At 61.8% G+C, this 24133-nt stretch carries 26 protein-coding genes; 18 read left to right on the top strand and 8 right to left on the bottom strand.

Annotated elements, in window-relative coordinates:
* The first annotated feature begins 96 nt into the window (after positions 1-96).
* Positions 97-1503, top strand: a complete 1407-nt coding sequence (locus tag R1T45_RS10685; protein ID WP_317390794.1) for a diguanylate cyclase — start codon at positions 97-99, stop codon at positions 1501-1503.
* A 120-nt stretch (positions 1504-1623) separates the two neighbouring features.
* On the opposite strand, the gene R1T45_RS10680 is transcribed toward R1T45_RS10685, so the two are convergent.
* On the bottom strand, positions 1624-1857 hold the full coding sequence (locus tag R1T45_RS10680) for a hypothetical protein (protein ID WP_317390793.1): 234 nt from the start codon (positions 1855-1857) through the stop codon (positions 1624-1626).
* Positions 1858-1914: 57 nt separating this feature from the next.
* Here R1T45_RS10680 and R1T45_RS10675 point away from each other — a divergent pair, with 57 nt between their 5' ends.
* Positions 1915-2841 (top strand): DMT family transporter, encoded by a 927-nt coding sequence (locus R1T45_RS10675; protein ID WP_317390792.1) that lies wholly within the window; start codon positions 1915-1917, stop codon positions 2839-2841.
* Here the strand turns inward: R1T45_RS10675 and R1T45_RS10670 are convergent.
* Positions 2777-3472 carry a thiamine diphosphokinase gene (locus R1T45_RS10670; protein ID WP_317390791.1) on the bottom strand — a complete coding sequence of 232 codons (696 nt, stop codon included), beginning with the start codon at positions 3470-3472 and terminating at the stop codon, positions 2777-2779. The genes R1T45_RS10675 and R1T45_RS10670 overlap by 65 nt on opposite strands.
* Before the next feature lie 53 nt (positions 3473-3525).
* Between R1T45_RS10670 and R1T45_RS10665 the strand changes: the two genes are divergently transcribed.
* Positions 3526-5727 carry a hypothetical protein gene (locus R1T45_RS10665; protein WP_317390790.1) on the top strand — a complete coding sequence of 734 codons (2202 nt, stop codon included), beginning with the start codon at positions 3526-3528 and terminating at the stop codon, positions 5725-5727.
* Positions 5728-5786: 59 nt separating this feature from the next.
* Here R1T45_RS10665 and R1T45_RS10660 read toward each other — a convergent pair whose 3' ends face one another.
* The 5 genes from R1T45_RS10660 to nthA form a co-directional block, all read right to left on the bottom strand.
* Positions 5787-6014 (bottom strand): DUF2842 domain-containing protein, encoded by a 228-nt coding sequence (locus R1T45_RS10660; RefSeq protein WP_067626583.1) that lies wholly within the window; start codon positions 6012-6014, stop codon positions 5787-5789.
* Positions 6015-6018: 4 nt separating this feature from the next.
* Positions 6019-7314 (bottom strand): adenylosuccinate synthase, encoded by a 1296-nt coding sequence (locus tag R1T45_RS10655; RefSeq protein ID WP_067626585.1) that lies wholly within the window; start codon positions 7312-7314, stop codon positions 6019-6021.
* Between the two features lie 90 nt (positions 7315-7404).
* Positions 7405-7731 carry a nitrile hydratase accessory protein gene (locus R1T45_RS10650; RefSeq protein WP_120351499.1) on the bottom strand — a complete coding sequence of 109 codons (327 nt, stop codon included), beginning with the start codon at positions 7729-7731 and terminating at the stop codon, positions 7405-7407.
* A complete protein-coding gene (gene nthB / locus R1T45_RS10645) occupies positions 7728-8402 on the bottom strand; it encodes a nitrile hydratase subunit beta (RefSeq protein WP_067938633.1) in 675 nt (224 codons plus the stop codon). The genes R1T45_RS10650 and nthB overlap by 4 nt, the downstream gene beginning before the upstream one ends.
* The gene (gene nthA, locus R1T45_RS10640) at positions 8399-9016 is read right to left on the bottom strand and encodes a nitrile hydratase subunit alpha (RefSeq protein WP_317391069.1); all 618 of its coding nucleotides are present in this window, start codon (positions 9014-9016) and stop codon (positions 8399-8401) included. Before nthA ends, nthB begins: the two co-directional genes overlap by 4 nt.
* 353 nt (positions 9017-9369) lie before the next feature.
* Here nthA and secG point away from each other — a divergent pair, with 353 nt between their 5' ends.
* From secG to R1T45_RS10565, 15 genes are all read left to right on the top strand, one after another.
* Positions 9370-9735, top strand: coding sequence for a preprotein translocase subunit SecG (gene secG, locus R1T45_RS10635; protein WP_067627076.1), 366 nt, complete (start codon positions 9370-9372; stop codon positions 9733-9735).
* Positions 9736-9914: 179 nt separating this feature from the next.
* Positions 9915-11558: a CTP synthase gene (locus R1T45_RS10630; protein WP_067627074.1), complete on the top strand. Its 1644-nt coding sequence runs from the start codon at positions 9915-9917 to the stop codon at positions 11556-11558.
* Between the two features lie 217 nt (positions 11559-11775).
* The gene (locus R1T45_RS10625) at positions 11776-12567 is read left to right on the top strand and encodes a 23S rRNA (adenine(2030)-N(6))-methyltransferase RlmJ (protein ID WP_260009736.1); all 792 of its coding nucleotides are present in this window, start codon (positions 11776-11778) and stop codon (positions 12565-12567) included.
* 3 nt (positions 12568-12570) lie between these two features.
* A complete protein-coding gene (locus tag R1T45_RS10620) occupies positions 12571-12864 on the top strand; it encodes a DUF1330 domain-containing protein (protein WP_067627071.1) in 294 nt (97 codons plus the stop codon).
* Between the two features lie 85 nt (positions 12865-12949).
* On the top strand, positions 12950-13387 hold the full coding sequence (locus R1T45_RS10615; protein WP_120351501.1) for a TerB family tellurite resistance protein: 438 nt from the start codon (positions 12950-12952) through the stop codon (positions 13385-13387).
* Positions 13388-13423: 36 nt separating this feature from the next.
* Positions 13424-13864 (top strand): TerB family tellurite resistance protein, encoded by a 441-nt coding sequence (locus R1T45_RS10610; RefSeq protein ID WP_067938626.1) that lies wholly within the window; start codon positions 13424-13426, stop codon positions 13862-13864.
* A 111-nt stretch (positions 13865-13975) separates the two neighbouring features.
* A complete protein-coding gene (locus R1T45_RS10605; RefSeq protein WP_317390789.1) occupies positions 13976-14752 on the top strand; it encodes an ABC transporter ATP-binding protein in 777 nt (258 codons plus the stop codon).
* Between the two features lie 24 nt (positions 14753-14776).
* Positions 14777-15514, top strand: coding sequence for a transporter substrate-binding domain-containing protein (locus tag R1T45_RS10600; protein WP_067627063.1), 738 nt, complete (start codon positions 14777-14779; stop codon positions 15512-15514).
* A gap of 109 nt (positions 15515-15623) precedes the next feature.
* Positions 15624-16508 carry an ABC transporter permease gene (locus R1T45_RS10595; RefSeq protein ID WP_317390788.1) on the top strand — a complete coding sequence of 295 codons (885 nt, stop codon included), beginning with the start codon at positions 15624-15626 and terminating at the stop codon, positions 16506-16508.
* On the top strand, positions 16505-17311 hold the full coding sequence (locus R1T45_RS10590; protein ID WP_120351504.1) for an ABC transporter permease: 807 nt from the start codon (positions 16505-16507) through the stop codon (positions 17309-17311). Before R1T45_RS10595 ends, R1T45_RS10590 begins: the two co-directional genes overlap by 4 nt.
* Positions 17312-17412: 101 nt before the next feature.
* Positions 17413-18747 carry a glutamine synthetase family protein gene (locus R1T45_RS10585; protein WP_120351505.1) on the top strand — a complete coding sequence of 445 codons (1335 nt, stop codon included), beginning with the start codon at positions 17413-17415 and terminating at the stop codon, positions 18745-18747.
* Positions 18748-18757: 10 nt separating this feature from the next.
* The gene (locus R1T45_RS10580; protein ID WP_120351506.1) at positions 18758-19447 is read left to right on the top strand and encodes a type 1 glutamine amidotransferase; all 690 of its coding nucleotides are present in this window, start codon (positions 18758-18760) and stop codon (positions 19445-19447) included.
* Positions 19447-20808 (top strand): glutamine synthetase family protein, encoded by a 1362-nt coding sequence (locus R1T45_RS10575; RefSeq protein WP_120351507.1) that lies wholly within the window; start codon positions 19447-19449, stop codon positions 20806-20808. Before R1T45_RS10580 ends, R1T45_RS10575 begins: the two co-directional genes overlap by 1 nt.
* A gap of 14 nt (positions 20809-20822) precedes the next feature.
* Positions 20823-22127 (top strand): FAD-binding oxidoreductase, encoded by a 1305-nt coding sequence (locus tag R1T45_RS10570; protein WP_317390787.1) that lies wholly within the window; start codon positions 20823-20825, stop codon positions 22125-22127.
* Between the two features lie 215 nt (positions 22128-22342).
* Positions 22343-23521, top strand: a complete 1179-nt coding sequence (locus R1T45_RS10565) for a DegT/DnrJ/EryC1/StrS family aminotransferase (protein ID WP_317390786.1) — start codon at positions 22343-22345, stop codon at positions 23519-23521.
* Positions 23522-23567: 46 nt separating this feature from the next.
* Here the strand turns inward: R1T45_RS10565 and phaR are convergent, their stop codons facing one another.
* Positions 23568-24116 carry a polyhydroxyalkanoate synthesis repressor PhaR gene (phaR, locus tag R1T45_RS10560; RefSeq protein WP_067622929.1) on the bottom strand — a complete coding sequence of 183 codons (549 nt, stop codon included), beginning with the start codon at positions 24114-24116 and terminating at the stop codon, positions 23568-23570.
* Between the last annotated feature and the right edge of the window lie 17 nt (positions 24117-24133).

Here is a 24133-nt window from a genome sequence, read left to right as displayed (position 1 = left end):
GAAAACCGTCTTTTGCTGAAGGTTGGAAACCCTTTGTTAACCATTAAGGGGCAAAGACAGTCTCATCAAACTGATTTGTACGGTGAAGGAGCTGTCGTGCAAGGGACCATCCTTATTGCAGATGCGATTGCAACCAATCGGATCGCCCTCAAGGTCAAGCTCTGTGCGGCATACTATCACGTCGTGCAGGCAGAGAATATGGAAGAGGCTTTGACCTGCGTGCGGGACAACTCGCCGGATCTGGTGATCTGCGCCCTGACCCTGCCGGGTGGCGGGGCGGCGGACCTATGCCGCGCGCTCAAAGCCTCTGGCGATAGCGCGCAGCTTCCGGTGCTGGCCATCGGCAACGGCGATCAGGCGGTGGATAGGTTTGCCGCGCTCGAAGCAGGGGCAAACGACGTGTTGCTCAAACCGCTTGATTGCACGCTATTGCTGGGCCGGGCGCGCAGTCTCATCCGTGCCCGCAATGCGGCTGACGAATGGGAAATGCGCGATGACACGTCACGCGCGCTTGGGTTGGCGGAACCCGCGGCTGAATTTACGGCGGAATTCACAGCCCGCAGCCACTGTGTGATCATCCATTCCGACAGCGCGATGAGCGTGAATTGGGCCAAACACCTCCGCCCCCAACTGCGCGCGCGCCTCACCCTCGCCAACCCGGAGGAGGCCATTCGCGCCGCCGCCGCAAACGGGCCGCCAGACGCCTTTGTATTGGTCCTGCCTCAAGATCCCGTGCCTGCCACGGCGGCTCTGCGCCTAATCTCGACCCTACGCGCCAATGCGCAAACCCGCCATACCGGGCTGCTGGTGGTGCAACTGGCCCCGGATGCGGCGCTTGCTGCCACTGCCCTAGATCTGGGGGCAGACGATCTGATGACCGAAGGCTTCAACCCCGCGGAAATGGCCCTGCGTCTTCATGCGATCTTGCGGCGCAAACGGATGACGGACCAACTTCGCGATACGGTACGCACAGGGCTGAAGGCTGCCGTTTTCGACCCTCTGACGGGGCTGCACAATCGCCGCTATGCCCTGCCCCATCTGGATCACATCGCGGAACATGCCCTTGAAACCGCCCGCCCTTTTTCGGTGATGGTCGCCGATCTGGATCATTTCAAAGGCATCAATGACCGCTATGGCCATGCCGCGGGGGATTCGGTGCTGGTGCAAACGGCGGAACGGCTGCGCAACAATCTGCGCGGCATGGACCTTGTCGCGCGGATTGGCGGGGAGGAATTCCTTATCGTCATGCCGGGGACCAACCTTGCGGATGCCGAAAAAACGGCGGCGGCGGTCTGTGCCGATATCGGCAATCGCGGCTTCGTCGTTCCCGGCACTCCCCTACCGATACATGTGACCATCAGCATCGGTCTCTCCGTCGGCCCGATGGAGGAAGAGGGCCGCCCGCTATCCTCGGAAGCGTTGATGGCTCAGGCGGATCAGGCCCTCTACGCTGCGAAAACCCACGGTCGAAACCGGGTGAACCTGAGCCGCCCCGCGGCTTGAACCTGAGGCCCAGAACGAAACCGGGACCAAAGGCGCCGGACGCCCTTCTGTCGGGCAAGTGTCAGTCGCATTCGCGGCGCCGGTTGCGTTTAGGACAAGACGAAAGTCCTTTTGGGGGTGTTAGGTTCGCATAGACCACTGTCCACCGCCGGGTCTTCGTAAGCAGGCAATCGCAATCAACGTCCCCTGCGATGCCGGTCCTTTGCCAACCTTCCACCCGCATCCTGCCTCTGCCTCTGCCTCTGCCTCTGCCTCTGCCTCTGCCTCTGCCTCTGCCTCTGCCTCTGCCTCTGCCTCTGCCTCTGCCTCTGCCTCTGCCTCTGCCTCTGCCTCTGCGAAAAGGACGCGATACAAATGAGCCAGCCTCAACCAAAGATTGCATTAAACACAAACCTTCCTTAGCGTAACGCAATGCAACAGGATCGGCCCCTTATCGGAATAGCCCTGATGATGGGCTTCTGCATCGTAGCGCCCGTGGGCGATGCGGTGGCCAAGCTACTGGGCGCTTCGGTCCCCTTGGGACAGGTGGTGCTGCTCCGCTTCGCCCTTCAGGCGCTGATCCTGTTTCCAATCGTGTGGTACTCTGGCCGCGTCTGGCACATGCGCGGGCGGGTGTTTCGGCTGACCCTTCTGCGCACCCTGCTGCATATGGCGGGCATTGCCGCCATGTTCACCGCGTTGAAATACCTGCCCCTCGCCGATGCCGTTGCCATTGCTTTCGTCATGCCATTTTTCATGTTGCTGCTCGGCAAACTCATCTTAAAGGAAGAGGTCGGCCCAAGACGTTTGGGCGCGAGCATCGTTGGGTTTCTCGGTACGCTTCTCATCGTGCAGCCGAGTTTCGTGGACGTCGGCTGGCCCGCACTGCTGCCGATCGTCGTGGCGGTCGTCTTTTCATTCTTCATGCTGGTCACCCGCCAGATCGCCAAGGAGACGGACCCGATCAGCCTGCAGGCCGTGAGCGGGGTGATGGCTGTCGTGATGATCCTGCCGTTGCTGGCGCTCGGCGCCATCACGGAGTTCGCGCCTTTGCAGATCATACAACCCGATGCCTTCGACTGGACCCTGCTGCTCGGCATCGGGGTTCTCGGTACGATCGCGCATCTGCTGATGACATGGTCCTTGCGCTTTGCCCCATCGGCCACATTGGCGCCGATGCAATACCTTGAAATCCCCTTCGCCACGCTGCTTGGTTTGCTCATCTTCTCCGACCTGCCCAATCCACTCGCAGGTTTGGGCATTCTGATCAGCGTCAGCGCGGGTCTCTACGTGATCATGCGCGAGCGGGCCACTGCGCGTGATCTGGCCGCAGCAGTTGCGCCGCCAGTGGCGCCATAAGACGACGCGGCAGGATCAGCAGCATATCGGGGCCGTCCATCTCAAGCGCGACGGGCCCCAAAGCGCGGTTCGACGTGCCAACTCGGCCACCAGGCGCAAAATCCAGCCCGTCAATCGGCCATTCCAATCTACGACTGCGCCCCGTCACCGGTGCCAATGGCATGAGAGAGACCACATCCCCCGCCTCCGTCGGTAGGGTGATGCGCGGCGGCGCGAGCAGCACGATCTCATGCGCGCCCAACAAGATGCAGGGCCGATCCGGATAGGTGGCGAGCGTATTAAAGGCCGCAAGCTGATGGTCCAGCCGCGCCCCGGTAAAACCAACCCCCAGCACCAGCGGCGCGTCGATCCGGGTCAGCGCCTTGTCGAAATCCGTGCTCTCTTGCTCGGCGACCCGGTGACACCGCTCTGATGGGATCCGTGCCAACACCTCTGCCGGGGCGGAATCGAAATCGCCGATGACCGCCGCCAATTCCACCCCTGCCGCCAGAGCCAGCGCGGCGCCACTGTCGGCCGCAACGCAGGTGGGTGCCAGCGCCAGTGCCGCGCCGATGTCTCCCTCAAAGACCTCTCCGCCGCCGAGCAGCGTGACTGGTTTGTGGTCCCGCACGATATGGTCTGAAGTGGTCAATTAGTGCCCCTTTCGGAAATCTGCCTTAATCTTGCCTTGAAATCATACGTTGAATGGCACAGATTCGAGCCGCTTTGGTCTTGGACATCGTGGTAAACGATACCTGCAACACCGCAGAGGACGAGCATCCGATGATGAACAGCAACAAAATCTTGACGGTCTCCTATGGCACTTTTTCGTGTACGCTGGAAGGCTTCGACGATTCCTTCGGCACCATGAAGGCCATTGCCGAGTATTTCCGCGATCTGGCCTCGGATGACCGTTACTTCGGTGCCGAGCCGCCACAACCGGATGCTGAGATGCTCACCCGGATCGCGCAGCGCGAAGTCTCCCGCCGGGTGCAAGCCCGTGAGCAGGAAGGCAAGATCGTGCTGAGCGCGCTGGAGAACCAAAGCGCCGAGGCTCCGGCCCAAGCGCCCCCGGCAGCAGCACCTGCCGCAGCCGCTCCGGCTCAGGCCGAAACCGCAGCGCCGCAAGCACCCGCCGCGGCAGAGCCTGCGCCCGTCCAAGAAGAAGCGCCAGCCCCCCTTAAGGCTGAGATCGCCGACACCGCCGCCGTGGAAGCCCCTGCAGCAGCCGAACCTCAGATCGCTGAAGCCGTCGAAAAGGCGGAGCCCGCCCCTGCCGCCGAGCCTGCACCGGCAGCCGAAGCAGAGGAAGAAGACACCAGCGACGCCGAGGCGTTCTTTGCCGCCAGCCCGCAGCCGCAGTCCCACTACGAGGATGAAGCGCAGGCCGCCAGCGTCGAAGAGACGCCCGCCGCAAGCGCCGCCCCCGCCGACAGCATCGCCGCCAAACTGCAGCGCATCCGCGCCGTGGTCGCCCAGCAGGACGAGGATGAGGCCGCAAGCTACGACGAGGAAGAAGCAGCCGCGCCCCAAGTGGCCCGTGCCACCGCCGAAACGCAGGTCGAATCCGAAGAGAGCCAAGCCGCCATCGACGCCGCACGTCGCGACATCGAAGATGCGCTGGACGCCGATGAAGCCACAGAGATGGCGCAAGACGAAGCGGAAGAGGACGACGACGATCTCGCTGACATCCTCAACCGTCTTGAGGCCGAAGAAGAAGACGAAGCAGAAGTCGCCGAGACGGATGAGAGCCTGTTCGACGCAGAGGACGAAGAGGAACCTAAAGCCGAAGCCGCACCGGAGATCGACGCCGCCGACCTGCCCCGCAAAGGGCGCGTGATCAAGGTCAAACGCGCAGATCTCGAAGCCGCCGTGGCCCGGGGCGATCTGGAAGAAGTCTCTGACCCGGCACCGCAAGAGGCACCCGCCGCAAAAGCCGAGGAAGCGCGCAGCTCTTCGCTGTCGCCCGAGGATGAAGACGAACTGGCCCGCGAATTGGCCGCGTTGGAGGCCGAACTTGGCGCGTCCACCCCGGCAGAGGCCGAGGAAACGCCCGCCCCCGCGGTCGAGATGACCGAGCCGGAAGCCGCGCCTGTTGAAGACGAACCCGCAGGCGAAGAGCCCGAAGAGGTTAAAGCCGCAGAGCAGGAACCAGCAGAGGTTGAAGCCGCAGCGGAACAGATCGAAGAGCAAGCCGAGCCTGCGCAAGCGGCCCGTCACAGCCTGCCCACCATCGACGATGAGACCGGCCCCGACATGTCGCGTCTGATGGCGGAAACCGATAGCAAGATGGATGAGGCCGAAAGCACCACGCGCCGGGATGCCTTTGCCCATCTGCGGGCCGCCGTCGCCGCGAAGAAAGCCGATGAAGCGATGGGTGGCCGCGCCACCACCGCGACCTCGGATGACGCCTACCGTGAAGACTTGGCCGATGTGGTCCGGCCGCGCCGCCCGGTGAGCCGTTCGGCCCGGACCGAGCGACCCAAGGCCGACGCCCGTTCTGCTCCGCTGAAACTGGTAGCCGAGCAGCGCATCGACGTCGACAAGCTGCGCAGCGCTGGCCCCGTGCGTCCGCGCCGTGTGGCGGCCGTGGTCGAGCCGGTCAAAACCAACCCCGATGCCGAAAGCTTTGCCGATTTCGCCGCCGACATGGGCGCCACCAAACTGCCCGAACTTCTTGAAGCGGCGGCGTCTTACATGTCCTTTGTCGAGGGGCGCGACCAGTTCTCTCGCCCGCAGTTGATGGGCAAGGTCCGCTCGATCGGGCTGCCGGACTTCACCCGCGAAGACGGGCTGCGCTCCTTCGGTCAACTGCTGCGCGCAGGCAAGATCGAGAAAATCAAAGGCGGGCGGTTCACCGTCTCCGATGAGATTGGCTACCGCCCCGACCACCGCGCCGTGGGTTAAGCCCCCGACCAAAGTGCGGATACGAAAAAGCGCCCCGCGGGGCGCTTTTTTATTGCGTGTTACTGGTCGTCGTCCGCGTCCGGGTCCGCCTGTCCGATGCCTTTAAAGACAAATTTGAACGGCAGCGCCCAGACGATGCCAAGGGCAACATAAATGCCAAGCTCAAGCAGCACCGGCGGGCGGTCGAATTGGGCCACCGTCCAGACCGCCACCGCGATATAGCTTGGCAGCCCGATCAGCAGGATCACCAGCGCCCAACGGCGACGTGCTTTGTAGCTCAGCGCCATCAGATCAGTCCGCGAAAGGGTCGGTCACCAGAATGGTGTCCTCCCGCTCTGGCGAGGTGGAGACGAGTGCGACCGGGCATTGGATCAACTCTTCGACCCGGCGCACATATTTGATCGCATTGGCGGGCAGATCGGCCCAACTGCGCGCGCCTTCGGTCGATTCGGACCAGCCCGGCAGTTCTTCGTAGATCGGCACGCAACGGGCCTGCTGTTCGGCGGCGGTCGGCAGATAGTCGAGCCGCTCACCGTCCAGATCGTAGCCGACGCAGACCTTCAGCGTCTCGAACCCATCAAGCACGTCAAGCTTGGTCAGGCAGATGCCGGTGATACCGGAAGTCGCGCAGGTCTGGCGCAGCAGGGCCGCGTCGAACCAGCCGCAGCGGCGCTTGCGCCCGGTGGTGGTGCCAAACTCATGGCCCCGCTCACCCAAACGCTGGCCGTCGGCGTCTTCCAACTCGGTCGGGAACGGGCCTTCGCCGACGCGGGTGGTATAGGCTTTGACGATGCCCAGCACATAGTCGATGGCGGTGGGGCCAAGGCCCACGCCGGTCGCCGCCTGCCCCGCGATCACGTTCGACGACGTGACAAAGGGATAGGTGCCAAAGTCGATGTCGAGCAGCGCGCCCTGCGCCCCTTCGAAGAGGATGCGCTTGCCCGCTTTGCGCTTTTCGGCCAGCACTTTCCAAACGGGTGCGGCGAAAGGCAGAATTTTCGGAGCGATTTCTTGCAGTTGTGCAATCAGCGCGTCGCGGTCGATGGCTTCAACGCCCAAGCCCTTGCGCAGCGGATCGTGGTGCTGCAGCGCACGGTCAACCCGGGCTTCCAATGTCGCGGGGTCCGCCAGATCGGCCACGCGGATGGCGCGGCGGCCCACTTTGTCCTCGTAGCACGGCCCGATGCCGCGGCCAGTGGTGCCAATCTTGGTGCCCTTGCTGGCCGCTTCTTCGCGGGCGCGGTCAAGTTCGCCGTGGAACGGCAGGATCAGCGGCGTGTTTTCCGCGATCATCAGGTTCTCGGGGTTGATCTCAACACCCTGCCCTTCGATCGTTTCGATCTCTTTCAGCAGGTGCCACGGGTCCAGCACCACGCCGTTGCCGATGACAGACAGCTTGCCACCGCGCACCACGCCCGAAGGCAGCGCGTGCAGCTTATAAACCTTGCCGTCGATGACCAGAGTGTGGCCCGCGTTATGCCCGCCTTGAAAGCGCGCGATCACATCGGCGCGTTCGCTGAGCCAGTCAACGATCTTGCCTTTTCCCTCGTCACCCCATTGGGCGCCGACAACGACGACATTGGCCATGATATATTCCTTTGCGATGTCCCGCGCCCGTATAGCGACAGTGGCAGGCGTGTGAAACTCGAAAAACGCGCTGAGCGCCAGCGAGGGGGTTTAGACGTTTCCTGCCGCGCTCAAACGCACCGGATCGCCATGTGGCGTGCTGAGATAGGCGGCCTCCCACCCGTCGCGCAGGCTGCGCAGATCACCGGGGCGGGCATGGCCTGCGTCGATCAGCAGGGTTTCGAGGGTTTCCAGCCAAGCGTTGAAGTAGTCCTCTCCGCCGTTCAACTCTCGCCTCAGCCCATGCCGTGCCAAAGTCGCGCCAAAGCGGTCGGCCCAAAAGGGCCAATCGAAAAGACCACTCTCGTTCAGATGCACCGTCAGCGCGAAGAGATGCGCGTGCCATGGCGCCTCAAAGACGGGTTCCGGGGCGCTCATGGGGCCTCCAGATAGCTTTGCCACAGGTCGAGCACGACCTCATCGCGGGGGTGTTCGGGATGCGCCCAAAGCTCAGAGGCCGGAAAGGCTACGGCATAAAGCGGCTCAGGGGCTTCGCCCAGATCATGGGCGTTGCTGTCGGGCAAGACATGCGTGCCATGCAGCCGCAGCACCCGGCCCTTCGCGCCCGCGGCATAGGCGGGCAGCCGGGTGTGGCCGCCCGGAACAATTGTGTTTTCAGGCTGCTTGCGGGTGACGACCGCATCGCCGGGCGCAAAGATCGCTGCGATGTCCGAAGGGCGATCCGCCGGGCCGCCACGGGCCAGCACCCCAGCCACCTGCGGCGCTTTCATCGCCTTTTCCGCCAGCGGGCTGGGCGCAGGATCGGCCTTGCCTGCCAGTTCCTCACGGCTGACCACCCCGCGGGCGACCAACATATCAGCCACCCCGGCGAGCCACTTTTCGTAATAGCTGAACCGCATGTAATCAGTGGGGGCGAGACATTCGCGGGCATGGCGCGACACGTCGATGTTCCATTTGCCTAAGGTGCCGGTGGCCAAGGTCAGCGCCAGCGCGCGGCGGTGCCACTCGGCGTGAAAGATCACGTCTTCGGCCTCGGGCGTGACCGGGCCATCGCCGAAACGCCCGCCCATATCATGCACGCGGGTCATGGCGCTTTGGCCAATCCGGTGCCGATCATACTGTCGCGGGTGACAAGGTCGGCCAGCGCCGCGACATCCAAGCCCTCGCTTCCCGCCGGGCGCTGCGGGATCACCAGATAGCGCACCTCGGCTGTTGAATCCCAGACCCGTACGGCGGTGTCTGCGGGCAGGTCCACCCCGAATTCCGCCAGCACCTTGCGCGGTTCGCGCACCACGCGGGCGCGGTAGGCGTCGGATTTATACCATCCCGGCGGAATGCCCAGAAGCGGCCAAGGGTAGCAGGAGCACAGCGAGCAGACGACGATGTTATGCACCTTATCCGTATTTTCGACCGCGACCATATGCTCGCCTTGCCGCCCGAAGAAACCCATCTCGGCCACCACGGCGGTCGCATCCTTGAGCAGCGCCGCGCGAAAATCAGGATCGCTCCACGCGCGGGCGACGACCTCGGCCCCGTTGCGCGGGCCGATGCGGTTCTCATAGGTGTCGATGATCTCATCCAATGCGGCGGGGTCAATCAGCCCCTTGGCCGTCAACAGCGTTTCCAGCGCCTTGACCCTGAGCGCAGGCTCGGGCGGCAGCAGGGCATGGGGGTGGTCGTGGTCTGGATGATCATGAGGCATGGCGGCAGACTGCCCCAGAGGGGATCGGCTGTCCATCGCCGATCAGAGCCAATTCCTTCATTTCTCTGCAAAGAAAATGGGCGAATTTGCCCGCATTTCATGCTATAGTATTCCTACGAAGCAAGTCTGCACCACCTTAATTCCAGGATAACCCTCTTACATATTGTGGTTGAGTACTGCTTCAAAAGACCGTCGCCCCCATGCGGCGGTCTTTGCTCGTGCCTTTCATCCGTCTGGTGCCCCCTCCCCGCTTTTCACCCCGGTCCGATCGCTGCTCGGCGGCAATCCACCCTTGCCCCCATGGGCAAAGACGAATAGATACCCGCCAACCAAAACCGAAAGCTGTCGTACCCATGGAAAATGTCGTTCTGATCATTCACCTGATTCTGGCCCTCGGCCTGATCGCCGTGGTACTGCTGCAACGGTCTGAGGGCGGTGGCCTTGGCATGGGTGGTGGCGGCGGCGGTGCCGTTTCGGGCCGCTCTGCCGCGACGGCACTGGGCAAGGTGACATGGATCCTTGCCGCTGGTTTCATCGCCACCTCGATCACGCTGACCATCATCGCGGCGGAAAAATCCGCAGGCTCGTCGGTCATCGACCGGCTGAGCGCGACACCGCCCGCCCAGAACCAAGATGGCAGCCCTGCCCTGCCTGCGGGCGACGATCTGCTGCCGCCTTCCGCGGATGGCAACTCACCGCTGGTCCCTGCGGCCGATTAAGCTAACGAACACAAAACCTTGAGGCACGGCCTTGTTCCGCAACTGCATGTTGCGGCAGGCCTTGCCTCACACGCACGAATCCTGTAAGGCTTAAATCCCGTGGTGCTGCGGTTTTCCGCAGCGCGTTTGGCTGGTTTTTGCCTGCAACAAACTTTGATTTCACGGGGGTCTCCGATCACATGGCACGCTATATCTTCATCACAGGCGGTGTGGTCTCGTCGCTGGGCAAGGGTCTGGCCTCGGCGGCCTTGGGCGCCTTGCTTCAGGCACGCGGTTTTTCGGTTCGTCTGCGCAAGCTGGACCCCTACCTGAACGTCGACCCCGGCACGATGTCGCCATTTGAGCATGGCGAAGTCTTCGTCACCGATGATGGCGCGGAAACCGATCTTGATCTTGGGCACTATGAGCGCTTCACCGGCGTGGCCGCGCGCAAGACCGACAGCATCAGTTCGGGCCGGGTCTATTCCACCGTGCTGGAGAAAGAACGCCGCGGCGACTATCTGGGAAAGACCATTCAGGTTATCCCCCACGTCACCAATGAAATCAAAGACTTCATCGATATCGGCGATGATGAGGTCGATTTCATGCTCTGCGAAATCGGCGGCACCGTGGGCGATATCGAAGGTCTGCCCTTCTTTGAAGCGATCCGCCAGTTCAGCCAAGACAAGCCGCGCGGGCAGTGTATTTTCATGCACCTCACGCTGCTGCCCTACGTCAAAGCCAGCGGCGAATTGAAGACCAAGCCGACGCAGCACTCGGTCAAAGAACTGCGCTCCATCGGCATCGCGCCTGACATTCTGGTCTGCCGGTCCGAGGGCCCGATCCCCGCAAAAGAACGCGAGAAGCTGGCGCTCTTTTGCAACGTGCGCCCGGATTCGGTGATCGCCGCGCAAGACCTTAAATCGATCTACGAAGCGCCCTTGGCCTACCACCGCGAGGGGCTGGATCAGGCGGTTCTGGATGCCTTCCAGATCACCCCTGCCCCCAAGCCGAACCTGCGCCGTTGGGAAGATGTGGCCGACCGCATTTACAACCCCGAAGGCGAAGTCAAAGTCGCCATTGTCGGCAAATACACCCAGCTTGAAGACGCCTATAAATCCATCGCCGAGGCGCTGACCCATGGCGGCATGGCCAACCGGGTCAAGGTCAACGTGGAATGGGTCGACGCGGAGATTTTCGACAGCGAAGACCCCGCGCCGCATCTTGAAGGTTTCCACGCGATCCTCGTCCCCGGCGGCTTTGGCGAGCGTGGCACCGAAGGCAAGATCAAGGCCGCGCAATATGCCCGCGAGCACAAGGTCCCCTACCTCGGTATCTGCCTTGGCATGCAGATGGCGGTGATCGAAGCCGCGCGAAACGTGGCCGGGCTGAAATCTGCGGGGTCAGAAGAGTTTGACCATGAGGCAGGCAAAAAGCGTTTCGAGCCGGTGGTTTACCACCTGAAAGAATGGGTGCAGGGCAACCACAAGGTGGCGCGGAAGGTCGATGACGACAAAGGCGGCACCATGCGTTTGGGTGCCTATGACGCGACGCTGGCCGAAGGCTCGCGCGTGGCCGAAGCCTATGGCACCACTACGATCGATGAACGTCACCGTCACCGTTATGAGGTCGACATCGCCTATAAGGAACAGCTTGAGAAGGCTGGGCTGAAATTCTCGGGCATGTCGCCGGATGGCAAGCTGCCAGAGATCGTGGAATGGTCGGATCACCCGTGGTTCATCGGCGTGCAGTTCCACCCTGAGCTGAAGTCAAAGCCGTTTGATCCGCATCCCCTTTTCAAGGATTTCGTGCGCGCCGCGAAGGATGTGTCGCGGTTGGTATAAGATCGAAGGCCCGAGCGTTAAACGCCGGGCCTTTTTTCTGTCTGGCAGCCATCAACAGGCCCGGAATCAAGCCGCAGGCGCCGGGCCATCGCCTGCCCGCCCGCCACGCCGCAGGCGTGCCATCATTCATTCGCCGCACCTGCGGTGCGACGGGTAGGCTATGGCCCTCTCCGCTCTTTCGCGTTGCACCCGCCAACCACTCCGCTACAGCTAGGCCATGCTGAGCTATCAACACATCTACCACGCCGGAAACCTTGCAGACGTGCAGAAACACGCGCTTTTGGCGTGGATGCTGTCGTATCTCACCCGCAAGGACAAACCGCTCACCTATCTGGAAACCCACGCAGGCCGGGCGCTATATGACCTGTCGGACGCGGCGGCGGAAAAGACCGGCGAAGCGCGGCAGGGCATCGACAAGGTGGCCGATTGGTTCGCCCCCGATCACCCCTATTCCCAAGTTTTGCAAGCGTTGCGCGAGACCCACGGCCCCCGCGCCTACCCCGGCTCTCCTCTGCTGGCTGCGAAACTGCTGCGCCCCGATGACCGCATCCATCTGGCCGAGTTGCACCCCCAAGAGCACAGCGCCCTTGATCTGGCAATGTCGCCCTACCCGGCGAAATGCCACCTCAGCGATGGGTTCGAGATGGCCTTTGCCCTCACTCCGCCTACGCCGCGCCGGGGGATGCTGCTGATTGATCCCTCCTATGAGATCAAGACAGATTACGAGACCATCCCGCGCCAGATCGCCAAGCTTAGCCGCGCGTGGAACGTCGGGATCATAGCCCTGTGGTATCCGATCCTGACCAACCGCGCGCATGTACCCATGCTCGACACGCTCACCGCCAACCACCCCGAAGCGCTGCGCCACGAAGTGCGCTTCCCGCCAGCGCGCCCCGGTCATGGCATGGTCGGCTCAGGCATGTTCGTGATCAATCCCCCCTACGGGCTGGCAACTGAGGCGCAGAACCTCACCGCCCGTTTCGCCACTTTGACCCAACAGGAGAGATAACAGATGCCAAAGGGCTATTGGATCGCCACCATGGATATCCACGACACCGCGATTTATGATAAATACCGCGCCGCCAATGCCAAACCATTCGCGGATTACGGCGCGCGTTTCCTCGTGCGCGGCGGCACCCAACAAGTCCGCGAAGGCCAGATGCGCGCCCGCACTGTTGTCTTGGAATTCGACAGTTATGCCGACGCGGTCGCCTGCTACGAAAGCCCCGGCTACCAGCGTGCCAAAGACATCCGCCTGAACGTGGCCGATGGGTCTTTGGTGATCGTAGAAGGCTATGACAGCTAAATCCATGCGGACCATTGCAGGAACCAGCGCGCCCCACGCGCAGTTTCCTCTATGGCGACCCTGTTTCCTGCGATAAGTGAGCCCCATGCTGAACCGACTGTTCCCCCGCCGTAAGGCACAGCCGAAACCTTTGCCGCAGCCCAATGCCCAACTGGCACTGGGCGCGCTTTTGGTCCGTGTGGCCTTTGCGGATCGTACCTACCGCGCCTCCGAGATCGGCCAGATCGACCAGATTCTGGCGCGGACCTTTGGATTGAAACCGATCGAGGCCGCCAAGCTGCGCGCCACGTGCGAGGCGCTGGAACGTGACGCCCCCGGCACGCCTGAGTTCACCCGCATCCTGCGCGAAGAGGTCGACTATGCCGACCGCAAAGCACTGGGCGAGGCGATGTGGCAGGTGGCCCTCTCGGACGGGGCGCGCAATGATGACGAGGAAATCCAGCTTGTCGCCATCGAAACCGCGCTTGGCCTATCGGATGAGGATATGGCCGCAGCCCGCGCCAACGCTCTAAATACGCTCTGACATTCCCTTTCCCCGCAGCAGGATGATAACGCACTTATGTTTGGTGACTTTCTCAAACGGCTGACCCAGCCCGAACCCGACCCATTGGCCGACAACGATGCCCGCCTCGCGCTGACCGCGCTCTTGGTCCGCATCGCCAGGTCCGACAATGACTACGCGATGAGCGAACGGCGCTTGATCGACCGGATCGCGGCTGAACGCTACGGGCTGAATGAGGCTGACGCCACCGCCCTGCGCGAAGAAGCCGAGGCGCTTGAGGCGCAAGCCCCCGACACTGTGCGCTTTACCCGCGCGATCAAAGACGCGGTGCCCTATGAGCGTCGGCTAGAGGTGATCGAAGCGCTTTGGCAGGTGGTTTTGGCCGACGGCAGCCGCTCTGACGAAGAAGACGCGCTGCTGCGGTTGGTGTCGAACCTATTGGGCGTCACCGATACCGACAGCGCCATGGCGCGCCAGCGTGTCGCCAAGGAAAGCTGACCTAGCGTCAGCACCGGTACTGCGATGCAACGCGGGCCAAACTCTGCGTTGCAATTTCCGTCGATTCGTCGCTTTATAGCGCACTGAAATGACAGATTGGCGACAGTTTCCGTGACGACAGATACCCCGGTTATCCAGATCAAGAACCTTCACAAAGCCTATGGCTCACTGGAGGTTCTCAAAGGGGTCGATCTGACCGCCCCGCGTGGCCATGTGATCTCGCTGATCGGCTCATCGGGTTCTGGAAAATCCACCCTTTTGCGCTGCTGTAACCTGCTGGAAGACAGCCAGCAGGGCGAAGTGATTTTCAAAGGCGAACCGGTGCGCTGGAAAGGCAACGGCCACCACCGCTGCCCGGCGGACGCCAAGCAGGTGCTGCGCATCCGCACCAACCTGTCGATGGTCTTCCAGCAGTTCAACCTCTGGGCGCATATGTCGATCCTGCAAAACGTCATGGAAGCGCCGCTGACCGTGCTGGGCCGCGACCGGGCAAAGGTAGAGCGCGCCGCGCGCGGCTATCTTGAAAAGGTCGGGATCGGTGACAAATGCGATGTCTACCCCGCCCAACTGTCCGGCGGCCAGCAACAGCGCGCCGCCATTGCCCGTGCACTCTGCATGGAGCCCGAGGCGCTGCTGTTTGATGAGCCGACCAGCGCGCTCGACCCCGAGCTGGAGCAGGAAGTCGTCAAAGTTATCAAGGATCTGGCCGCAGAGGGGCGCACGATGGTGATCGTGACCCACGACATGAAACTGGCGGCTGACGTCAGCGATCATGTCGTCTTTTTGCACAAAGGTCTGATCGAAGAACAAGGGACGCCCGAAGAAGTCTTCGGCGCGCCCAAATCGGAACGTCTGCGTGGGTTCCTTTCGGCAACCCAGCCTGCGTAAACAAAAACCAAAGGGAGTTACCAAATGAAAAAGATCCTACTGGCAAGCGCCGCGCTCAGCATGACTGCTGGTTTCGCGATGGCCGAAGCTCATGGCAAAACCATCCGCATGGGCACCGAGGGCGCCTACCCCCCCTACAACTTCATCAACGACGCCGGCGAGGTCGACGGTTTCGAGCGTGAACTGGGCGACGAGCTGTGCAAACGCGCCGAGTTGACCTGCGAATGGGTGAAAAACGACTGGGACAGCATCATCCCCAACCTCGTGTCGGGCAACTACGACAACATCATGGCCGGGATGAGCATCACCGACGAGCGGAAGGAAGTCATCTCCTTCACGCAGAACTACTATCCGCCGACCGCTTCCGCTTATGTTGCGGCCTCTGAGGATGCGGACATCGAAGGCGGTGTTGTTGCAGGTCAGACAGCGACCATCCAAGCTGGTCACGTTGCCGAAAGCGGTGCCACGCTGATCGAATTCGCGACCCCCGAAGAAACCGTCGCGGCCGTGCGCAACGGCGAAGCCGACGCGGTATTCGCTGACAAAGATTACCTCGTTCCGATCGTCGAGGAATCCGGCGGTGAGTTGATGTTCGTGGGCGACGATGTCCCGCTTGGCGACGGCATCGGCATGGGTCTGCGCCAGTCCGACACCGAACTGCGTGACACATTCGACGCCGTCATCACTGAGATGAAAGAAGACGGCTCGCTGAACGAAATGCTCAAAAAGTGGTTCGGCGACGACACCAACACCTACGAGTGATCCAACCTCAGGTGCGCCCTTCGCGGCGCGCCTGACCTTCCCTGCGCGGCACCCTCGCGCGGATCAGCCCTCGCGCGGCACCCTCGCGCGGACCAGCCCATGGGGGCCCATGTTTTCTTTCTGCTCTGACCCATCGATCCTGAACGACTGGTTCTGGACCGCCTGTTACCTGACAACCGGCGTTCATATGTCGTTCTACATGTCCTTCCTTAAGGTCTTGATGCTGCTTGCCGTGACCGCGCCTGTGGCGCTGGCCTTCGGCTTTGGCGGGGCCATGATGGCGCGTGCGCGTTTCGCGCCGCTGAGTTGGGTCGGCAAAGGTTATATCGCGCTGGTGCGCGGTGTGCCGGATATCGCCTTCTTTCTGTTTTTCGTCATCGCCTTGGATCAGGGCATCGAATACCTGCGTCACAAGGCGCTCTGTTCCGATTGGGACATGCCGGTCCGCCAAGGCAGTGATTTCGTGGTCTGTCAGGCCGCCAAGATGCCTTTGGGCAATGCCGCGCAATGGGTGCATGAGGCCTATGGTTTCGGCCTTGCGGTCTTTACCTTTGCCATCGTCTTCGGCGCTTTTGCGGCCAACGTCCTGTTCGGTGCCATGCGCGCCGTGCCCCGGGCGCAGCTTGAAACCGCCGAGGCTTACGGCATGAACCACCGCCAGACCTTCTGGCGGGTGCTGGTGCCGCAGATGTGGGTCTATGCCCTGCCCGGTCTCAGCAACCTGTGGATGGTGCTGATCAAGGCCACGCCGCTGCTGTTTCTCCTGGGCGTCGAGGATATCGTCTATTGGGCGCGCGAACTGGGCGGCACCAAGACGCCGCGCTTCACCGACTATCCGCACCCCGACTGGCGCATGTGGTACTTCCTCGGGCTGCTGGTGTTCTACCTGCTCTTTACCCGGATTTCCGAGATTTCGTTGGACCGCCTGATGAAACGACTGACACGCGGCCAAGCCACCACCGGCGGCGAAGCCCAGCGGAGGGCCGGCGCATGAGCTGTCTGCAAACGATTCAGGACTACGGTCTGCGCTCTCTTGGCTATGGTGAACGCCTGCTGCCGCGCGAGGGTTTCACGCTCTGCGAACAGTTCACGCTGATCGGCTCAGGGATGCTGTGGAACATCTATTTCGGCGTCATCGCCCTGCTGACAGGGTTCTTCTTTGCCACGGCGCTTGGCGTTGGAAAGGCCAGTCCGAACCCTTGGTTCCGCAAACCGGCGGAATGGTTCATCTTCATCTTCCGTGGCTCGCCGCTCTTCATCCAATTCTTCTTTGGCTACTTCCTGTTTCTGTCGCTAAAGTCCGAATACGCCTTCTTCGCGCCCTTCACCGCGGCATGGTTGGGGGCGCTGATCGTGCTCTTTCTCAACACTGCCGCATATTCGGGCGAAATTTTTTACGGCGCGCTGCAGTCCATCCCCAAGGGCGATGTCGAGGCCGCAGATGCCTATGGTCTGTCGGGCTGGTCACGCTTTCGCCGGGTGATCTGGCCCACCTCGCTGCGCCTTGCCTGGCCCGCCTATACGAACGAGGCGATTTTTCTGTTTCACGCCACGACACTGGTGTTTTTCAGCGGTTTCCCGGCCTGGCAACAGCGCGGAGATGCGCTCTATTACGCCAGCTATTTTGCCGACAAAACCTTCAATCCCTTCGTGCCCTATCCCATTCTTGCCGGTTATTTCATCCTTCTGACGCTCTGCATCATTGGCGTCTTCGGTTTGATCAATTCCCGCCTAAACCGGCACCTGCCACAGGCCCAACGCCGTAAAATTCGCTTGCGTCCCAATTTGATCCGGTAGTATCCATTATTTGATCAAATTACGCGGCGCGTGGGCGCCAACTGCTTTTGCCCCCTGGGTGAACCGCTCTGTGACATGCCCACCGCCTTTGCAGGTGACGTATGAACAACTGGCTTCGCAAAAACCCTCAGGTCCGCACCATTCGTGTGGCCGCCGCCGACCTCAATGGCCAAGCCCGCGGCAAGCGCATTCCGTCGCGTTTTGCCGATAAGGTAACCACCGAAGGCACCCGCTTTCCGGTCTCGGTGCTGAACCTCGACATCTGGGGCGAGGATATCGACGACAGCCCGCTGGTGTTTGAGAGCGGCGATGCGGACGGCGTGCTGAAACCGACCGAGCGGGGCTTCATGCCGATGCCATGGCTCGACGCGCCCTCGGCCCTGCTGCCGATTTGGATGTTCCGCGAAGATGGCCGCCCCTACCCCGGCGATCCGCGCCACGCGCTGCGTGCCGTGCTTGACCGCTACAAAGCGCGCGGCCTCACGCCCGTCTGCGCGGTGGAACTGGAATTCTTCCTGATCGACGATTCGGGCCGCAACCTTCAGGTGCCGATCTCGCCCCGCTCGGGCAAACGACGCAAGGCGGCCGAGACCATGTCGATCCGCGCGCTCGACCAGTTCGATCTCTTTTTCACCGATCTCTATGACGCCTGCGAAGAGATGGACATCCCCGCCGATACCGCCATTTCCGAGGCGGGTCTGGGCCAGTTCGAAATCAACTTGATGCATTGCGACGATGCGCTGCGCGCCGCCGACGACGCATGGCTGTTCAAGATGCTGGTCAAAGGGCTGGCGCGGCGGCACGGCTTTGCCGCAAGCTTTATGGCGAAACCCTATGAGGATTACTCCGGCTCTGGCCTGCACACGCATTTTTCGGTGCTGGATGAAAATGGCGACAACATCTTTGACGATGGCGGGCCCAAGGGGACCGCCACGCTGCGCCACGCAGTGGCGGGCTGCATGAACGCGATGCGGGGCTCGGCGCTGGTGTTCTGTCCGCACGCCAACAGCTTTGACCGGATGGTGCCGGAATCCCATGCGCCCACCGGGGTATGCTGGGCCTATGAAAACCGCACCGCCGCGATCCGCATCCCTTCGGGCAGCCACAAGGCGCGGCGGATCGAACATCGGGTCTCTGGCGGCGACGTGAACCCCTATCTGATGCTGGCCGCCGTTCTGGGCGCGGCGCTTAACGGGATCGAAGATGGAGCAGAGCCGCCCGCCCCGATCACCGGCAACGCCTATGCCGCCGATCTGCCGCGCATGCCCAGCGATTGGAAAACCGCTATCGACTTGTTTGAAAGCTGCCCCCATGTCGCACGGATCTTTGCCCCCGAGATGGTCCGCAACTTCGTGCTGACGAAACGCCAAGAATTGCATTACATGCAGGAATTGACCCCAGAGGAACAGGTCGAGATCTATCTCGACACTGTGTAACAGGTGACACATGAAAATCGGCATTCTTCAAACCGGCCATTCTCCCGACGACTTCCGCGAACAGCTGGGCGACTATGGCGAAATGTTCACCAAGCTGCTGGACGGTCATGACTTTGACTTTCAAATCTGGTCGGTCGTCGATGGGATCTTGCCCGAAGGGGTGGATGAAGCCGATGGCTGGCTCATCACCGGGTCCAAACACGGCGCTTACGAGGATCACGACTGGATCCCGCCGCTGGAAGACTTCATCCGCGAAACCTATGCCGATGGCCGCCCGATGATTGGCGTCTGTTTTGGCCATCAGGTCATCGCCCAAGCGCTTGGCGGCAAGGTCGAAAAGTTCACCGGCGGCTGGTCGATCGGCCGCACTGAATACGACATGGACGGAGACAAGCTGGCGCTCAACGCATGGCATCAGGATCAGGTTGTCGAACTGCCCGAAGGTGCCAAGGTCGTCGCCTCATCTGATTTCTGCCCCTATGCGGCGCTGGCCTATGACAACCGCATCTGGACGGTTCAGCCACACCCCGAGTTCGGCCATGATTTCATCGACGGCTTGATCAAAACCCGTGGCAAAGGCGTGGTGCCGGACCACCAGCTTGAACAGGCGACCGCCGCGCTTGGTGGCCCCATCGATAACCAAAAAATCGCGGACCAAATGGCCGCATTCTTTAAAGACAACAGGAAAGAGAGGGCCTGATGGCCGAGGATTGGACAGAAGCACTACCCGAAGCGGCGCGCGCCTATCTTGAGGGCCGGCGTCTGGACGAAGTGGAATGTATCATCCCCGACCTGCCCGGCATCGCCCGCGGCAAGGCTGTCCCGGCGTCGAAGTTCGCGCGGCAGGATTACTTTCACCTGCCCGACAGCATCTTTTACCAGACCATCACCGGTGAATGGGGCGAAGCGGCAGGCGACGATGGGTTCATTGAAAAAGACATGATCCTGCGCCCGGATATGGACACGGCCACCGCCGCCCCATGGACCGGCGACTGGACACTTCAGGTGATCCACGACGCTTTCGACCGCAACAATGAGCCAGTGCCCTATTCGCCGCGCAATGTGCTTAAACGGGTGGTGCAACTGTACCGCGACAAGGGATGGGAGCCTGTGGTGGCCCCTGAGATGGAATTTTTCCTTGTGGCCCGCAACATCGACCCGGCCAAGGAAATTCAGCCGATGATGGGCCGCTCGGGCCGCCCCGCAGCGGCGCGGCAGGCCTATTCGATGACCGCCGTGGATGAGTTCGGCCCCGTCATCGACGACATCTATGACTTTGCCGAGGCACAGGGTTTTGAGATTGACGGCATCACCCAAGAAGGCGGTGCTGGCCAGCTTGAGATCAACCTGCAGCACGGCGATCCGGTGCGTCTGGCCGATGAGGTCTTCTACTTCAAACGGCTGATCCGCGAAGCGGCGATGCGGCATGAGTGCTATGCCACCTTCATGGCCAAACCCATCGCCGATGAGCCGGGCAGCGCGATGCACATCCACCACTCGGTGCTGGACGTGAAAACCGGCGAAAACATCTTTGTCGATGCGGATGGGGAAGAGACTGCGCCCTTCAAGCACTTCATCGCCGGGCTGCAAAACCACATGCCCTCGGCGCTGGCCGTGATCGCGCCCTACGTCAACTCCTACCGCCGCTACGTCAAGGATCACGCCGCGCCGATCAACCTTGAGTGGGGCCGCGACAACCGGACCACAGGCATCCGCGTGCCGCTCTCGGGGCCAAAATCGCGCCGGGTTGAGAACCGCCTTGCGGGGATGGATTGCAACCCCTACCTCGGCATCGCCGCCAGCCTCGCCTGCGGCTATCTGGGATTGATCCAGCAAAAAGACCCGCTGCCCGAATTCAAGGGCGACGCCTATGTCGGCGAAGGGGACATCCCCCAAGTTCTGGGCCAAGCGCTTGATCTGTTTGAAGAAGCCACGGAGCTGCATGAGGCTTTGGGGCCCGATTTCGCCCGCGTTTACTCCATCGTCAAGCGGGCCGAATACGAAGAGTTCCTTCAGGTCATCTCGCCCTGGGAACGTGAACATCTGCTGATGAACGTCTAACGCCCGGAGGCCCGATGAACCTGCTTTACGCCAACGACACGCCCGGCCAGTACCCCACCAGCTGGTATGCCGCCACCGCCACGAAGCACACGGCCCACCCGCCGCTTCAGGGGGACGCAAAAGCCGACGTATGTGTGGTTGGCGGGGGCTATACCGGCCTTTCGGCAGCACTGCATCTGGCCGAGGCGGGCTATGACGTGGTGCTGTTAGATGCGCAGCGCGTGGGCTTCGGTGCGTCGGGCCGCAACGGCGGGCAGTTGGGGTCGGGCCAGCGGGTTGAGCAGGACGGTCTGGAGAAGATGCTGGGCCAAGAGCATGCCACCAAGCTTTGGGAGATGGGGCAAGAGGCCAAGGCGCTGGTCAAATCGTTGATCGAAAAGCATGAGATTGACTGCCATCTGAAACCCGGCGTGGCATGGACAGGATCGACCGCCTCGGACGTGCGGCACTTGCACGATTATGCAGAGCATCTGCAAAAGCACTACGGCTATGATGAGATCGAGGTGCTGGATCACGCCGCGCTGCAATCGGTTTGCCCCTCGCCCGACTACAAAGGCGGTGTGCTGGATATGGGTGCGGCGCATCTGCATCCGCTGAACTATGCGCTCGGCCTTGCCCGCGCCGCCGCCGCCGCGGGGGTGCGCATTCATGAGACAAGCCCCGCCGAGAATATCGTCGAAGGCAGCAAGGCACTGGTGCAGACCGCCACCGGCAGCGTTTCTGCCGACCATGTGGTGCTGGCCTGCAACGGCTATCTGGGCAAGTTGAACGGCGACGTGGCCGCGCGGGTCATGCCGATCAACAACTTCATTGCCGCCACCGAACCCTTGGGCGACCGCGTAAACGATGTGCTGCCCCGCGACGTGGCGGTGGCTGACAGCCGGTTCGTGGTGAATTACTTCCGGCTGTCGCACGACGGGCGCCTGCTTTTCGGGGGGGGCGAAAGCTATGGCTACCGGTTCCCGCAGGACATCGCCGCTAAGGTGCGCAAACCGATGTCGCAGGTCTTTCCGCAGTTGAAGGATGTGAACATCGACTATGCTTGGGGCGGCACCTTGGGCATCACGATGAAGCGCCTGCCCTATGTCGCGCGGCTGGCGCCGAACATCTTATCGGCTTCCGGCTATTCTGGCCACGGGGTCGGCACCGCGACCCATGCGGGCTATCTGATGGCCAAGGCGATCGAGGGCGATGCTGCTGGGTTCGACACGATGGCCGCGATCCCGACGCAGGCATTTCCGGGTGGCGCCTCTCTGCGCAGCCCGCTGCTGGTGCTTGCCATGCTTTGGTATGCGACGCGGGATCGGCTGGGTCTTTGACTTCTCCAGCGTGAGCGGCAATGGCGGGGGGCTCGTTTTGGGCGGGCCTTTGAAAAGCGGGGGCGCTGCCCCCATCGCGCCGGGGGCGCGATTCCCCCGCGGGTATTTGAGAAAGAATGAAGGAAGAACTGGGGTGCGGGTTGAGCTGGTCTTCTCTTGGCCTGAGCGGCGCGTTGTTTTACAATTCTGGAAATCATTATTCAGGATTTTGAAATATGGCTTTGCCCGACATGCACCGCGCCGAACCTATCCCCGCTGAAGCCGAGGCTGCCATTGCGGCGCTTTTGCAAAGCGGCGATCTTTTTCGCTACACTGCGGCAAAGGACGCGCCCGTTTCCTTGCTGGAGGTCGAATTTGCGCAGATGATGGGCAGCGAATATGCGCTGGCCGTTTCTTCATGCTCTGCCGCGCTGTTTCTGTCCTTGCTCGCCTTGGACCTGCCGAAAGAGGCGACGGTGCTGATCCCCGGGTTTACTTTCGCCGCCGTGCCCTCTGCGGTGATCCACGCAGGCTGCAAGCCGGTGCTTTGCGAGGTGGGCGAGAATTACCGCGTCGATCTTGAGGATTTCGCCGCCAAATTGCCCGGTGTTCAGGCTGTGATCATCAGCCATATGCGCGGGCACACTTCGGAAATGGATGCGATCATGGCGCTTTGCGAAGCCGCCGATGTGCCGGTGATCGAAGACGCCGCCCATTCGCTGGGTACGCTTTGGCAGGGGCGAAAGATTGGCACGATTGGCAAAATCGGCTGTTTCTCTTTTCAGTCCTACAAGATGATCAACGCCGGCGAAGGGGGCATCCTGATCACCGATGATGCCGATTTGGTGGCCCGTGCCATCATCATGTCGGGCGCCTATGAGCATAATTGGAAGAAACACGCAGCCCTGCAAGACAGCTTTGCCACATGGCAGAACCGGCTGCCGCTTTACAATCTGCGCATGTCGAACCTGTCGGCGGCGATCATCCGCCCGCAACTGTCGCATCTGCCGCGCCGGGTGGCGGATGGGCTGCGCAATCATGATCACATGGCCGCGCGGCTGGCGGCCTCACCGTTGATCGATGTGCCAAGCCCCCTGCCCGGAGAGACCCGCGCGCCGGATTCGATCCAGTTCAATCTGGTGGGCCTGCCCGATGCCACGATCCGCGCCTTCGCCGCGGCGGCTGAAGCGACGGGTGTGAAGGTGCAGGTCTTTGGCCAGAGCACCGATAACGCCCGGGCTTTTTGGAACTGGCAATTCATCGAAGACCTGCCTGACCTGCCGCGTACCCGCGCCATGTTGATGCGGGCCTGTGACGTGCGCCTGCCGGTTCAGTTGACGCTGGATGAGATCGACGCTGTGGCGGATGTGATTTTGGCCGCGCTGGCCGATGTGGTTGATGCGCAGGCTGCATAGGGTGCACCGAAAGGAGGGAGCGCAGGGCTCCCTCACCGGTGGTGGGTCAGTTCAGCTTTGACAGTTTGTCTTGCAATTCGGCCAACTGCTTTTTGATCGCATCCAGATCATCGCCCTGTTCGGCCTGCTGCTTGGGTGGTTCCGGCGCGGTCGATTTGGCCCAGCCCCCTGTCATCGCTTTCATGAAGGCTTCTTGCTGCGCCTGCATCGCTTCCATACCGGGCATTTTGGCCATCGGGTTCATCGCGCTCATGTTTTCGACCACTTTGCTCTGCCCATCGCGGAGCATGTCGAAAGAGGCCTGCAAGAACTGCGGCACCACCGAAACATTGCCCGACATATAGCTGCGGACCAGATCGGTCAGCACATCGACCGGCAAGACGGCTTCGCCCCGACTTTCGTGTTCGGCGATGATTTGCAACAGATATTGCCGTGTCAGGTCATCGCCAGACTTCAGGTCGACGATCTGAACCTCACGGCCATCGCGGATGAAACCGGCGATATCCTCCAAGGTGACGTAATCGCTTGTCTCGGTATTGTAGAGCCTGCGGCTGGCATAGCGTTTTATCAGCAAGGGCTTCGGTTTGTCCGCCATGATGTTACTCCCGACCA

It is taken from the genome of Sulfitobacter sp. LC.270.F.C4, assembly GCF_032922545.1.
Lineage (GTDB): Bacteria > Pseudomonadota > Alphaproteobacteria > Rhodobacterales > Rhodobacteraceae > Sulfitobacter > Sulfitobacter profundi.
The sequence above is the reverse complement of the archived record's forward strand: the minus strand, read 5'-3'. Positions and strand labels throughout refer to the sequence as shown.